Raw genomic sequence first — 14,098 nt, forward strand, 5'->3', positions numbered from 1 at the left:
GCATCTTACGGGATCGGCCGCCGGGCTGCTTGCAGTTGCGTTTCAACCTGCGCGCAACGCGGGCACAGGCAGGCTTGATTGCGCAACTCGGCTGGCAGCGCGTCGAGCACCGCCGGGTCGATGCTCACGCCGTAGCACCAGCATTCGCGGTCGGCGGTGCGCGGGTCGGCGAGGCTGCAATCGTTGCGGGCACCGCAGGCCGGGCAGTGGTCGGGTTTGACGTCGAGATCAGGCATAAGTCGAGTGCGGCATTTCCATGCAGGTGCGGTTGCGCCCGGATTGCTTGGCGCGGTACATCGCATGATCGGCCCGCGACAGCAGAGTGTGCAAGGTGTCATCGCGTTGCACGGTGGTGGCGCCGATGCTCACGGTCAGATGCAGGCTGTGGCCGTCGTAGGCATATTCGTGTTGCTCGACGTGTTGACGGATTTTCTCGGCGATTTTCTGCCCGGTCTCGCCGTCGGTGTCTTTCAACAGAACGATGAACTCTTCACCGCCCCAGCGGCAGACGATATCGGCGTGACGCAGGCAACTTTGCAGGTCGCGGGCGAAACCGATCAACACCTGATCGCCGGCCATGTGGCCGTAAGTGTCGTTCAACGCTTTGAAGTGGTCGAGGTCGAGCAACAACGCGGTCAGCGGCTTGGTTTCCCGTTGGGCCTCGTGCAGCGCTTGCGCGGCGAGAATGTCGAAGCCGCGTCGGTTCGGCAGTTCGGTGAGGCTGTCGAGGGTGGCGTGCGCCTGAATTTTTGCCTGGAAGCGTTTGATCACCCGATTGAGCAGCGCCAGCACGATCAACGTCACCAGCAGGCAGATCAGCAGATTGAGATACAGCGATTGGCGGATCTCACTCAGCGCGCCGTCCTCGCGTTTATCGACGAACAGGTACCAGTTCAGCTCGGGGATAAACCGCACGTTGAGAAAATGCCCTTGACCCTGGGTGGAATATTCGTAGCTGCCGCTGTGTGGCTTGGGCAACTGGCTGACCAGACTTTTCATGCTTTCCAGTTCGCTAAGGCTCTGGCCGATGTGCGCGCCTTCCGGACCACCCTCGGCACCGGTCAATACGAGGCGGCCGAAGGTGTCGACGAAGTACACGCTGCGCTGATAGCGCTGTTGATACTTGTCGATCAGCTTGATCACTGCGTCCACGGTCAGGCCCACGCCCGCCGCCCCGATGAAGCGGTTGTGGTAGTCGTAGACCTTGTAGTTGATGAAGAACGTCAGGTTGTCCTTGTTGGCCAGATCCGGGTCGACGTTGATCTCGTACGGGTCCTGCATGTCGCGCACGCGGAAGTACCAGGTGTCGCGCGGCTCATCGACCTTGACCTGCTTGAGCACGCCTTTGGCGTGGTAATAGGTGAGCGTGGCATTGGAAACGAAGAACGCCGTGTAAGCGCCGTAATGGGTCATGACCTCGTCGAGATAGCGGGTCATCTGCTCGGGATTCTGCTCGCCATTGACCACCCAGTCGCGCATGAACGTGTCACGGGACATCATCGAGGAAATCAGGATCGGCCGGACCAGGTCTTTCTGGATTTCCGAATAGACCGTGTCGGACGTCAGCGGCAGTTCGGTGTTGACGATGTTGTCGCGGATCGACGCGCGGGAGGCGAAATAGCTCAACAGCGAGGTAGCGAGGAACCCGGCGCCGAGCAGGGCGACGAGGGTGAGCACCAGTGAACGTTGCGAGTACAAGGGAGAACGAAGCGGCATGGCAGATCCGTTGGCAGTGGCCCGATGGGATGCATTCTAGTGGCACTGCGCGCAAATAACTGCTCCCTGTGCGGCGTGAATGGTCGTTCTTTTATTCGGGAGTGGTGCGCCAGAACCTGTGGGAGCGAGCCTGCTCGCGAAGGCGGTGAGTCAGCCACATCAATGTTGAATGACATACCGCATTCGCGAGCAGGCTCGCTCCCACAGGGCGACAGATTCAGGCCAGGGTTTTGAGGTATGCCCGCCATCCTCCCAAATGGCTGATATCCACCGCACCCTCCAGCCCATACGCTTCGCAAATAAACCCGCTCTCCCAGCGCCCATCCGCCAGTTGCACCTTGCCCAAACCCAGCGGCGCCGGAATTCCGGTCAGAAACGAGCCCAATTCGCTGCTCGGCAATTCCCACACCTCTACGGCAATCGCCACGCCGCCGTCTTTGACCCGCACCATCCCCGGCCGAACTGGCGGGCCGCCAGCGAGGGCGTGCAGTCGATAGTCCGGCGAACTGAACGTGGTTTCCAGCAAGCGCCCGCCACGCTGGGTCAGTTGCCAGTTCAGCGCCAGCCCTTGCAGATGCGCGCCACACACCACCAATCGAGCGCGGTCATTGCGCGCAGCGTTCGCCGGAGCTGACAGGGCACTGTCTTGTAGGCGCTGCAAGGCATCGGCCACGCTCAACAGATATTGATCGGTAAATACCCGCCCGAACAGCGTCACGCCCCACGGCAAACCATTGCCCATGAACGCGGTCGGCACGGCGACGGCGGCGTAGTCGAGCAGGTTCATGAAATTGGTGTAATAGCCGAGTTCAGAATTGCGCAGCACCGGCTCGGCCTCAAGCTCGGCCAGCGTCACTGGACGGCCGATGGTCGGCGTCAGTACGCAGTCGAGATTTTCCAGGGCCTCGTCGCAGAGGGCCTTCAGCGCCTGCAATCGATATTGCGCGCGGAAGGTCTGCACGCCAGTCACCGCTGGAGCTTTGGCGAGCACCGCACGGATCACCGGCAGCACTGCTTCGGGGTTCTGCTCCATCAGCTCACCGGCGACGCTGTAACGCTCGGCGACCCACGGCCCGTCGTAGAGCAGACGCGCTGCTTCGAGAAACGGCGACAGATCGAATTCGACTGCCTCGCCCCCCAAAGCCTTGAGCCGTTCAATGGCCGCTGCGAACAACTGTGGTCCCTCGTTGCAGCCGAAAAATTCAAGGTCCTGCGCCCGTGGCACGCCGAAGCGAAACGGCCGTGCCGCGCCGAATGCCGAGCCGTCGTTCCATGCCGGGTTACGACGGCTGTATTCATCGCGAGGATCGTGTTGGGCCGTCAACGCCAGCAACTGGCTGGCCTCGCGCGCAGTGGCGGTGAAAGTGGTCACGCAATCCAGCGTGCGGCACGCGGGCAGCACGCCAGCGGTGGAAATCAGGCCCTTGCTCGCCTTCAGACCGACCAGATTGTTCAACGCCGCCGGCACCCGCCCCGAGCCGGCGGTGTCGGTGCCTAACGCGAAACTGGCCACACCCAACGCTACTGCCAAGGATGAACCCGCGCTGGAACCCCCGGACGGATATTCGGGCAGAACGCTGTTCGGGCACGCACCATAAGGCGAGCGGCTGCCATTGAGACCGGTGGCAAACTGATCAAGATTGGTCTTGCCCAGCGGAATCGCCCCTAGCGCCAATAGCTGCTCGACGATGGTCGCCGACTGTTGCGGCACATAGGCAAACGCCGGGCACGCAGCGGTGGTGGGAATGCCGGCCAGATCGATGTTGTCTTTGATCGCGAATGGCACGCCATACAGCGGCAAACTGTCGAGGTCACGACTGTCGAGGGCGGCCAGGTACGGCTCCAGTTCATCGACGCTGAGCAAGTGAATGAACAGGTGATAGTCGGGATTCAGCGCAGCGGCTTTTTCGCGCAATTGCAGCAGCAGTTGGCGCGGTGTGGTGTCGCCATTGCGATAGGCCTGGCGCAGTGCATCGAGTTGCAGATTCATCGGTTGATCCTTATAAAAAATGGCTTCAGTCGAGTTCCAGCACCACCACCCGTTGTCCGGCGCGCACCGCCGAACCGGGTTGCACGCGGATCTCTCGCACCACGCCGGCCAGCGGCGCGAGTACAGGGATTTCCATCTTCATCGACTCGAGAATCACCAGCACATCGCCCGCCGCGACGCGCTGGCCGGCCGCGACCTGCACCTGCCAGAGATTGCCGGCGATGTGGCTGTCGACGCTGTGTTCACCGCTTTGCAGCGGTGCTTCTTCGCTGGCATCAGGCACGGCTTCTTCGCTGTCGAAATGCGCCTGGCCGCTGGCGATCCAGCGCTCGCGTTCAGCCTTGAACGCGCCGTGTTGCTGCGCACGGAAAGCGCTGATGCCCTCGGCTTCCTGACTGAGAAATGCCTGATAGTCGGCGAGGTTGAGCTGGCTGTGTTCGATGTTCAGATCGAAGCGCCCCAGGGGGAAATCGCGGCGGATGCGCAGCAGTTCTTCGGCGCTGACCGGGTAGAAACGGATCTGATCGAAGAAGCGCAGCAGCCACGGTTTGCCATCGAACGCGGCGACTTCGCGATAGCGATTCCACATCTGCAGGGTGCGCCCGACAAACTGATAACCGCCCGGGCCTTCCATGCCGTACACGCACAGGTAGGCGCCACCGATGCCGACCGAATTCTCGGCGGTCCAGGTGCGTGCCGGGTTGTACTTGGTGGTCACCAGACGATGACGCGGGTCGAGCGGCGTGGCCACCGGCGCGCCGAGGTAAACGTCGCCGAGGCCCATCACCAGATAGCTCGCATCGAACACCGTGCGCTGCACTTCGTCGAGATTCGGCAGGTCGTTGATACGCCGGATGAACTCCAGATTGCTCGGGCACCACGGCGCTTCCTTTCGCACGGTGGTCATGTATTTCTCGATCGCCAACTGACAGGCCGGGTCGTCCCACGACAGCGGCAAGTGCACGATGCGCGACGGTACCTGCAAGTCCTTGGCGGCGCACACCGCGTCCCATTCGCCGGCGATGATGCCGAGCAGATCGGCCAGCGGCAGTTGCTCCGGCTGGTAGTGCACTTGCAGCGAGCGAATGCCCGGGGTGAGGTCGATCACACCTTGCAGGGCTTGGCTTTCCAGCGCTTGCATCAGCGCGTGGGCGCGAAAGCGCAGGACCAGATCAAGCTCGGGCTCGCCGATTTCCAGCAGTAAATGAGTGTCGCCAGAAACCCGTGCAACCAGTCGCTGATCGCCTTGACCCAACGCCAACACCACAGGCGACATCAAACCCTGTGGGAGCGAGCCTGCTCGCGAAGAGGCCGTGTCAGTCAATAGCGATTTGTCTGGGCCGACGCTTTCGCGAGCAGGCTCGCTCCCACAGGGGGCATCCCATTTCAGGGCGAGATCGCGGGCGTCAGCCAGAGAGACGGTAATGAACTGGATTTTATCGCCCGCCTTGAGCTGCCCCAGCTGCCACAGATCCGCTTCGATCACCGTCACCGGGCAGACAAAACCACCCAGGCTCGGGCCATCCGGGCCGAGAATCACCGGCATGTCGCCAGTGAAATCCACCGCCCCAATCGCATACGGATTGTCATGGATGTTCGACGGGTGCAGACCCGCTTCACCGCCATCCTCACGCACCCACTCAGGCTTCGGCCCGATCAGGCGCACGCCGGTGCGGCTGGAGTTGAAATGCACTTCCCACTGGGTCGCGAAGAACGTGGCGATGTAGTTTTCGCTGAAGTATTCCGGTGCGCCGTGCGGACCGTAGATCACCCGGATCTGGCGCACGCTCGGCAGCGCAGTGATGTGCTGTTCGGCCAGTTGCTGGCCGGCGCTGCGCTCGGTCAATGCCGGCACATGCAAGACATCCCCGGCCCTCAACGCGCGACCGCCATGGCCGCCGAACTGGCCGAGGGTGAAGGTACTTTTGCTGCCCAGATAATCCGGCACCTGCACGCCGCCGCGCAGGCACAGATAACTGCGCGCGCCGGCGCCACTGATACTGCCCAACTGCAATGTCGCGCCGGCCGGAATCAGCAGCGCGGTGTTCATCGGCACCGGTTCAGCGTCAAGCGTCAGGACAATCGGCGCGCCAGTGACCGCGACCACGGCATCACAATTGAAACGCAGGATCGGCCCGCTCATGGTGATTTCCAGCGCGGCGGCGCCTTGTTCATTGCCGAGCAGACGATTGCCCAAACGCAGCGCTCGGCTGTCCATAGGCCCGGAGGGTGGCACGCCGACCGCCCAGTAACCGAGGCGGCCGGGATAGTCCTGCACGCTGGTCTGCGTGCCGGCGCTGAGCACTTCGAAAGTGTTGGCGCGATACAGCAGATTTTCCAGACAACGGGTCCACGGCTGACCGCTGGCGAATGGAGTATCGAGCAGAACCTGCCGCAGGTAGTCGCGGTTGGTTTCTACGCCATACAGCAGGCTATCGCCCAGCGCCTGATGCAATTGGGCGCGAGCCTGCTCGCGACTCGGCGCCCAAGCGATGAGCTTGGCAATCATCGGATCGAAATACGGCGGGATTTCCACACCGGCCTCGACCCAGGTGTCGATGCGCAACTCAGCGCCGTTGGCTGGCGGGAATTGCACAGCGGTCAGCAGGCCGGGGCTCGGCTGGAAATCACGCCCCGGATCTTCCGCGTACAGACGTGCCTGAATTGCATGGCCCTGCGGTTCCAGACCCTGATACAACTCGCGCAGCGGTGGCAGATCACCAGCGGCCAGTTCGATCATCCAGCGCACCAAATCCACATCCCACACCTGTTCGGTGACGCCGTGCTCGACCTGCAACCGCGTGTTCACTTCAAGGAAATAAAAACGCTGGGCCTCGCTGTCGAAGACGAATTCGACGGTGCCGGCGCTGCGGTAATTCACTGCTTGCGCCAGTTTGATCGCCGCTGCGCACAGCTCATCGGCCATACCTTCGGGCAGATTCGGCGCCGGGGTTTCTTCGAGGACTTTCTGGTTGCGCCGCTGCACCGAACAGTCGCGCACGCCGAGAGCGATGACTTCACCGCAGCCGTCGCCGAATACCTGCACTTCCAGATGCCGCGCGCGTTCGATGTACTTTTCGATGAACACCCCGGCATCGCTGAAGTTGTTCTGGCCGAGGCGTTTCACGGCTTCGAACGACTCACTCAATTCACTGGCGCTGCGGCACACGCGCATACCGATGCCACCGCCGCCAGCGGTGCTTTTCAGCATCACCGGGTAGCCGACCTCTTCGGCGGCGCTCAGCGCGCAATCGAGGCTGTCGAGCAGATCGGTGCCTTCGAGCATGGGTACGCCGTGCTGTCTGGCCAACGCGCGAGCAGTGTGCTTGAGGCCGAACACCCGCAATTGCTCCGCCGTCGGCCCGATGAAGGCGATGCCCTGCGCTTCGCAGGCTTCGGCGAACGCTGCGTTCTCAGAGAGAAATCCGTAGCCGGGATGAATCGCCGTCGCTCCGCTTTGTTTGGCAATAGCGAGGATTTTGTCGACCGCCAGATAGGTCGCGGACGCCGCGCCTTCGCCTAGGCTGTACGCTTCAGCGGCCTGGGAGATGTGCAGGCTGGCGGCATCGGCTTCGGAATACACGGCGACGCCTTGGGCCTTCAGCACGTTGATCGTGCGCAGGATGCGACAGGCAATCGCGCCACGGTTGGCGATCAGGATTTTTTCGAACATGGCATAACCCCTGAAGGGGGAGCGGGCCGTCCCGCTGTTTTTCGACAGACATCCGGGCCGTCCCGGATGGAAAAAACACACTTCACTCAAACCCACCACAACCCCCCTGTGGGAGCGAGCCTGCTCGCGAAGGCTGTGGATCAGCCACATCAATGCTGAATGACACGGCGCATTCGCGAGCAGGCTCGCTCCCACAGGGTTTAGGGTTGTCCGGTGGGTTTCAGGCACTGCCCGGAACGTGCCTGGCACAGGGCAAAAAGCCAACGACGTAAGCGGCTGATGGTCAGTTCCATACCAGCAACTCCGCCGGGGTCGGGTTGTAGGCGTTGCACGGGTTGTTCAACTGCGGGCAGTTGGAAATCAGCACAATAACGTCCATCTCCGCGCGCAAATCTACGTACTTGCCCGGCGCGGAAATACCGTCCTCGAAAGTCAGCCCGCCATCCGCCGTCACTGGCACGTTCATGAAGAAATTGATGTTCGGCCCGATGTCGCTTTTGCCCAGACGACCGTCGTGGGCACAGGCGCGCAGGTAGTTGTCGCGGCAGCTGTGCATGTAGCGTTTTTCCAGGGCGTAGCGCACGGTATTGCTCTCTTGCGCACAGGCGCCGCCGAGGGTGTCGTGGCGCCCGCAGGTGTCGGCAACGATGGTCAGCATCGGCTGGCCGAGGTTGGAATACAGCACACTGCCGGTGCTCAGGTAGACGCTGTTCTGCCGGCGCAAGGTGCGTTGCACGTCGTAGCGTTCTTTGGGGTTGGCGAGGCTGTAGAACAAGGTGTCGACCGCCTGATTGCCTTCCAGATCGAGGATGCGCAGGGTCTGCCCGGCCTTGACCTCCATCAGCCAGGGCTCGCCGGCGGGAATGGTCGCGCGGTAGATCGCGCTGTCGGCTTGCTTGTGCGAAGTGGCGATTGCGAGTGACATGGCTGCGATCCTCAGGCGAACAAACGGTCGGTGTTGATGAAGCCGCGCTCGTTTTCCGGGCGCGAAGTGCGGCAGTGTTCGGCGACGCTGGCGTCGGCGTTCATCCAGCTCAGCTTCAAGGGTTTCGGGGCGTATTCGGGTGACGGGTCCATCGGATGTTGCAGGGCGGTGAGCACCACCAGAGTGTCCATCGGCGCGTATAACTCGATGTAGTCGCCGGCCTTCGAATTGCCCTCGACGAAGTGGAAACGCCCGGCCTCATCGACGTTCACGCGGGTGAACAGGTTGAGGGTCATCAGCAGATCGGACAGGCCCAGGCCCCACTTGCCGAGTTCCACCAGCAGGTTGTCGGTGCCATTGCGAAAGAAGCCGTTGCGCAGTTCCTGGTAGCGGCCCTGACCGTACTTTTCGGCGACTTCCTGTGCGCAAAGCACACCGCCGAGGCTGTCGCTCCAACCGCAGGTGTCGGCGGTGATCGCGGCGAGTACGCGGCCCATGTCCGAGTACAGGCAGTGGCCGGCGGTGAGCTTGGCGGTGTGCTGGCATTTGAGGCTGTCGGGCAGGTTCAGCCGCTCGGTTTTTTCGTTGGCATTGAGCAAGGTCAGGCTGACATTGGCGCCGCCACGCAAGTCGGTCATGCGCAGTAGTTGGCCGCGCTTGAGCACGAAGGAGCGGTGGCCGCCGCCCGGCAGCAGTTCTTCAGCGAAGGGTGGGAAGAGTTGGTTTGAATCAGTCATTGGAGCAGTCCTCTCAAGCAGTGCGAAGGGTGCCCGCCAGCGGCAGCGGCAGGGCCTCGACGGCGGCGCGCTGGGCGCGGCGGTCGCTGTTCAACGGGATGTCGTAGGTGATGCGTGCGCCATAGGCGCCGGGGGCGTGCGGGTCGAGGCGCACCTTGTCGAACACCAGCAGACGCGTGGCAAGGCTGAAACCTTCGGACAGGTCGTGAGTGACCATGAACACCGTCAGTTGCGTCTCGCGCCACAGCTCCAGCAGCAGCGCGTGCATGTCTTTGCGAATACCCGGATCGAGCGCGCCGAACGGCTCGTCGAGCAACAACACGCGTGGCTTCATGATCAGCGCCTGGGCGATAGCCAAGCGTTGCTGCATGCCGCCCGACAGCTGCGCCGGGTATTTGTCCAGCGCATGGCCGAGGCCGACTTTTGTCAGCAGCGCAGCAGCCTGCTCGCGCGCCTCGCGTTTGGCGCCGCCAAACAGCCGGCCAAGCAAGGGCGCGCGCGGCAATTCGAGACCGAGAGCGACGTTGTCGAGCACGCTCAGGTGCGGGAACACCGAGTAGCGTTGAAAGACCACGCCACGGCTGGCATCCGGCTCGCTGGCCAAGGGCTGGCCGTCGAGCAGAATCTCCCCGCGACTGGCGGTTTCCTGGCCGAGCAGCAGGCGCAGGAAGGTCGATTTGCCGCAACCGGAGGCGCCGACCAGCGTGCAGAACTCGCCTTCGTTGACGCTCAGGTTCAAGCCTTCCAGCACCACTTGATCGGCGTATTGCTGCCAGACGTTTTTTACTGTGATGAAGCTCATTTCGCCGCCCCCTCGTACCAAGGGAAGGCGCGCAGGGTCAGCTGTTTCAAGCCCCAGTCCATCAGCCAGGCGAGCAGGGTGATCCACACCACGTAGGGCAGGATCACATCCATGGCCAGGTAGCGCCGCACCAGAAAAATCCGGTAGCCGAGGCCATCGGTGGAGGCGATCGCTTCGGCGGCAATCAGGAACAGCCACGCCGAACCGAGCATCAAACGCAGCGAGATCAGCAAGCGTGGCAACAGCTGCGGCAAGACCACGCGCAGCATCAGCGTCCAGGTCGAGGCGCCGAGGGTTTGCGCCTTGATCAGCAGTTCGACCGGAATGTCGCGGGCACGCTGTTCCAGATCGCGGGCCAGCGCCGGGGTGATGCCGATGACAATCAGCATGACTTTCGACAACTCGCCCAGACCGAAGACGATGAACAGAATCGGCAGGATCGCCAGCGGCGGCACCATCGATAGCACCGTCAGCAGCGGCGACAACGGCGCGCCGAAGAGCGGCAGGGTGCCCGCCGCGATACCGAGGCAAAGACCCGCCAGCGCCGCGATGCCGAGGCCGATGGCCAAGCGCCGCAGACTCGACGCGGTGTCTTGCCACAACAGGTACTCACCGGTGCGGCTGTCGGCGTTGAAGGCTAGGCGTTTTACCGCGTCGCTCATCTGCACGGCACTGGGCAGCAGTTTGTCGTTGGGGTTGTCCGCCAGGCGCTCGGCCGAGCCTGTGAAGTAAGCGAACAGCACCAGCGCGAACGGCAGGATCACCAGCAACAGGCGACTCGGGCGATCGGGGTGGCGATTGATCAGGCGCATGGCCAAATCCTCCGTGGCTTACAGCTTGGCGTCGGCGGCCATCTGCACGTAGGTCGGATCGAAACGCAGCTTGAGGTTGGCGGTGTCGCCGCTGGTCACGCCGTTGGCGAACGACATGCCGACCGCGCTCGGATCCTTCGCGCCTTCGCCGAGCAGGCCATGCTCGAAGGAGAATTCGGCGACCTTGCGCATGGTGTCCGGCAGTTGTTTGCTGGTGGCGAAATTCAGCGCTTCGCTCGGCGTGGCGAACAGTTTTGTGGTGTCCAGTTGCGCCTGGAACCCTGCCAGATCAGTTCCCGAGGCCTTGGCCATGTGCTCGAGCGCAGCTTTGCTCGCGGCATTTTTTGCGTTCATCAAGGCGACGACTTCGAACCACGCCCCGGTCAGCGCTTTGCCCAGTGCCGGGTTGTCTTTGAGGGTGGCGCTGTTGACCACCATCATGTCCATGATCTCGCCCGGGATCTGGCTGGAATTGAACACTTCGGTGACGCCGGGTTTGGCCTTGATATCCGAGAGCATCGGGTTCCAGGTGGTCACTGCTTTGACTTCATCAGTGTTGAAGGCAGCAGAAATATCGGCGTCGGAGGTGTTGACCACTTTCAGGTCTTTCTCGGTCAGGTCCACCGAATCCAGCGCGCGAGCCAGCAGGTAGTGAGAGACCGACAGCTCGACCAGATTGACGTCCATGCCTTTCAGATCGGCGACTTTTTTACCTTCGCCTTTGAGCACGATGCCGTCGTTGCCGTTGGAGAAGTCGCTGACGATCAGCGCGGTGCTGTCGACGCCGCCGGCAGCAGGAATGGTCAGCGCATCCATGTTGGTCATGGTGCAGCCGTCGAACTGGCCGGCGGTGTACTGGTTGATCGATTCGACGTAGTCGTTGAGCTGCACGACGTCGATCTTGATCCCGTATTTCTTCGCCCATTTGTCGACGATGCCCTGGCTGCCGGCGTATTCCCATGGCATCCAGCCGGCGTAGATCGTCCAGCACACGCTGAAGTGGTCTTTCTGGGCAGCGGAAGATTGCGTGCTGATGAGCGCGGCGAAGGCGGCGGCGAGCAAGGCGGGGAAACGTAGTCGGATCATTGCGGATTCTCCAGTTGATCGAGGGCGGACAGGAAGGCAACGCGGCACCGCGAACGGTGGCTTGTCTCCCGGGCTTTTGTCCCGCCGTGTAACCTCAACTGGAGGTCGCCAACTCTCGGACCAGCCACTCGCGATTGCGAGCCGGAACCCTAGTCAGCCATTGCAAATTGTGGTGCCGCGAACCTGTGATGACTCCTGCACGGTTTTGCTAAAGCGAGAGACGTGCCAAGTCGGGCCGAGGCCTCTGCGACGGGGATGTGCTGGATTGCCGGGGGAGCGGAGCGCGCGATAGCGCATCGTGGTGGTGCGCGGTTGCACCGTCATGCAGCGCTTTTACGGTTCACTGGTCGCTGATTTGCAGATGAACGAGATTTCATGATCACTTGTTTCAACTTGTTGCAGGAACGCACCAGATTCCGAAACCGCTGTCTGATTCTTCGACAGTCACTCAATTGATGACGGTCGCCTGCCAGCGTCGCTGGTGTGGCCAACCCGCGGTCCAGGAGGCCGCCATGTATCGCCGAATCGTACTGCTTGCCGTGATGCTTTTTTCCCTTGGCGGATGCGTTCCTTATTCCTATGGAGACAGCTACTACAGGTCAGAGGTCTACACATCACCCGCACCGGCCTATTACAGCGGTGGCGGCTCCTATTACCGCAGCGGCGGCACCTATTACACCCAGCCGCGCTACTACCAGCCAGCGCCGCGTTACTACCAGCAACCGCGTTATTACCAGGCGCCCCGGCACTATCAACCGGCCCCGCGTTACTATGAAAGCCGTCGCTGGCACGGCAATGATCGCGGACGCTGGGACGGCCACCGTCGCGGCGGCTGGGACAACGACCACCGGGGTCGCGGCAACTATGACCGCCATAGCGGTCGCCGTGACTACAACGGCCGTGGCAATCGCTGGTAAATCACTGCAACGAACAAGCGGCGCATCAAGCGCCGCTTTTTTTGCCCGGCCAAAAGTGGTTACGTTTGCCATCTCCTAAGACATTCCCGGAAGCGTCCTACAGTTTCATTTCGTCGCATTTGTTAGCGTTCGTGGATGCCGAACGAGGCGAGAAATTCTCAGCTTCATAGCGGCGAAAAATGGACGTTGAGCGCTATGAAGCTTCTGGTTATTCATCAAAATTTTCCCGGTCAGTTCCGTCATGTGGTGCTGGCGGCGCTGGATCGCGGTGATGAAGTTGTCGCGATAGGCCGGGACACGGCGCCGGGTGTCGTCGGGGTGAACACCCATCGATATCGAGCGACCAGCCGAGCGCCCGGCAATATTCACCCCTATCTGATCCGCTACGAACAAGCGGTCATTGACGGGCAGAAGGTTTTTGAAATTCTGAGCAGGCTGAGCCGATCGGGTTATCGGCCGGACGTAATTCTGGCTCATCCCGGATGGGGAGAAACGCTGTTCGTCAAGGACGTCTATCCGGATACGCCGCTGATTCACTATTGCGAGTATTACTATCGAGCGCAGGGCGCCGACTGCGGGTTCGACCCTGAATTCCGCCGAGCCACGAGGGAGTCGTCACGGCTGCGAGTGCTCAACTCGCTGCATCTGTTGAATCTTCAACAATGTGATATCGCAATCGCGCCTACGCAGTGGCAGCGCAGCCTGTTTCCGGGCGCTTACCGGTCGGCGATTCGGGTCATTCACGAAGGTGTGATTCAAAGTGCTGACCTGGCGGAAGTCGAGGCAGTCAGATTGCCCAATGGAATCGAGTTCAAAGCCGGACAGCCGATCGTTACCTATGTCGCCAGGAACCTTGAGCCTTATCGCGGCTTTCACAGTTTCATGCGAGCGATCCCGCTTATTCAGGCTGAGTGCCCCGATGCGCAGATCATCGTGGTTGGCGGTGATGGTGTCAGTTATGGAAGTAAGCCGGTCGGGTATCCAGATTGGCGCAGCAGGATGGAGGCGGAGGTCAGTTTCGATCACTCCAGCGTGCATTTCTCAGGGAAACTTCCCTACCAGACTTATCGAGCGGTTCTGCAGTGTTCGAAAGTTCATGTCTATTTGACGTATCCGTTTGTCTTGTCGTGGTCGTTACTGGAGGCGATGGCGTCCGGTTGTGTGGTTGTTGCGTCGGATACGGCTCCGGTAAGGGAAGTCATTGTCGACGGGGCTAATGGCATATTGGTGGATTTCTTCGACCATCAAGGAATTGCCAGAAGTGTATGCAAGGTTTTGAAGTCGGCAGGTGAGTACGGTGGCCTTGCCAGCGCCGCGAAGTTGACGGCATGTCAGTTCAGTGTGGAATCGGGCGTGAGCCAATATTTTGAGGTTTTTGCAAGCGCGATATCCGGGCATAGCGACATACCAACCGTTCCGCAGTTTGAGCGGGAGGTTTGA

11 protein-coding genes and 1 riboswitch are annotated in these 14,098 nt (G+C 61.5%); of the genes, 2 read left to right on the forward strand and 9 right to left on the reverse strand.

Features of this window, described 5'->3' with window-relative positions; genetic code table 11:
* Nucleotides 1-5 precede the first annotated feature (5 nt).
* The 9 genes from AB4N53_RS26275 to AB4N53_RS26315 form a co-directional block, all read right to left on the reverse strand.
* Nucleotides 6-236, reverse strand: coding sequence for a cysteine-rich CWC family protein (locus tag AB4N53_RS26275; RefSeq protein ID WP_460124853.1), 231 nt, complete (start codon nucleotides 234-236; stop codon nucleotides 6-8).
* Nucleotides 229-1,716: a sensor domain-containing diguanylate cyclase gene (locus tag AB4N53_RS26280; protein ID WP_460124856.1), complete on the reverse strand. Its 1,488-nt coding sequence runs from the start codon at nucleotides 1,714-1,716 to the stop codon at nucleotides 229-231. The genes AB4N53_RS26275 and AB4N53_RS26280 overlap by 8 nt, the downstream gene beginning before the upstream one ends.
* 217 nt (nucleotides 1,717-1,933) lie before the next feature.
* Nucleotides 1,934-3,706, reverse strand: a complete 1,773-nt coding sequence (gene atzF, locus AB4N53_RS26285; protein ID WP_460124859.1) for an allophanate hydrolase — start codon at nucleotides 3,704-3,706, stop codon at nucleotides 1,934-1,936.
* A gap of 25 nt (nucleotides 3,707-3,731) precedes the next feature.
* The gene (gene uca / locus AB4N53_RS26290) at nucleotides 3,732-7,379 is read right to left on the reverse strand and encodes an urea carboxylase (protein ID WP_460124862.1); all 3,648 of its coding nucleotides are present in this window, start codon (nucleotides 7,377-7,379) and stop codon (nucleotides 3,732-3,734) included.
* 283 nt (nucleotides 7,380-7,662) lie between these two features.
* The gene (locus AB4N53_RS26295; RefSeq protein ID WP_130910876.1) at nucleotides 7,663-8,304 is read right to left on the reverse strand and encodes an urea amidolyase associated protein UAAP2; all 642 of its coding nucleotides are present in this window, start codon (nucleotides 8,302-8,304) and stop codon (nucleotides 7,663-7,665) included.
* 11 nt (nucleotides 8,305-8,315) lie between these two features.
* Nucleotides 8,316-9,041: an urea amidolyase associated protein UAAP1 gene (locus tag AB4N53_RS26300; RefSeq protein ID WP_460124866.1), complete on the reverse strand. Its 726-nt coding sequence runs from the start codon at nucleotides 9,039-9,041 to the stop codon at nucleotides 8,316-8,318.
* A 13-nt stretch (nucleotides 9,042-9,054) separates the two neighbouring features.
* The gene (locus AB4N53_RS26305; RefSeq protein WP_460124869.1) at nucleotides 9,055-9,843 is read right to left on the reverse strand and encodes an ABC transporter ATP-binding protein; all 789 of its coding nucleotides are present in this window, start codon (nucleotides 9,841-9,843) and stop codon (nucleotides 9,055-9,057) included.
* A complete protein-coding gene (locus tag AB4N53_RS26310) occupies nucleotides 9,840-10,655 on the reverse strand; it encodes an ABC transporter permease (RefSeq protein ID WP_460124872.1) in 816 nt (271 codons plus the stop codon). The genes AB4N53_RS26305 and AB4N53_RS26310 overlap by 4 nt, the downstream gene beginning before the upstream one ends.
* Nucleotides 10,656-10,673: 18 nt before the next feature.
* Nucleotides 10,674-11,741, reverse strand: coding sequence for a putative urea ABC transporter substrate-binding protein (locus AB4N53_RS26315; protein ID WP_460124875.1), 1,068 nt, complete (start codon nucleotides 11,739-11,741; stop codon nucleotides 10,674-10,676).
* A gap of 63 nt (nucleotides 11,742-11,804) precedes the next feature.
* Nucleotides 11,805-11,905, reverse strand: a riboswitch (guanidine-I (ykkC/yxkD leader).
* Between the two features lie 348 nt (nucleotides 11,906-12,253).
* Here AB4N53_RS26315 and AB4N53_RS26320 point away from each other — a divergent pair.
* Both AB4N53_RS26320 and AB4N53_RS26325 read left to right on the forward strand, forming a co-directional pair.
* A complete protein-coding gene (locus AB4N53_RS26320) occupies nucleotides 12,254-12,658 on the forward strand; it encodes a hypothetical protein (RefSeq protein WP_039760873.1) in 405 nt (134 codons plus the stop codon).
* Nucleotides 12,659-12,853: 195 nt separating this feature from the next.
* Nucleotides 12,854-14,098 carry a glycosyltransferase family 4 protein gene (locus AB4N53_RS26325; protein WP_460124878.1) on the forward strand — a complete coding sequence of 415 codons (1,245 nt, stop codon included), beginning with the start codon at nucleotides 12,854-12,856 and terminating at the stop codon, nucleotides 14,096-14,098.

This window comes from Pseudomonas sp. H3_E04 (assembly GCF_054668915.1).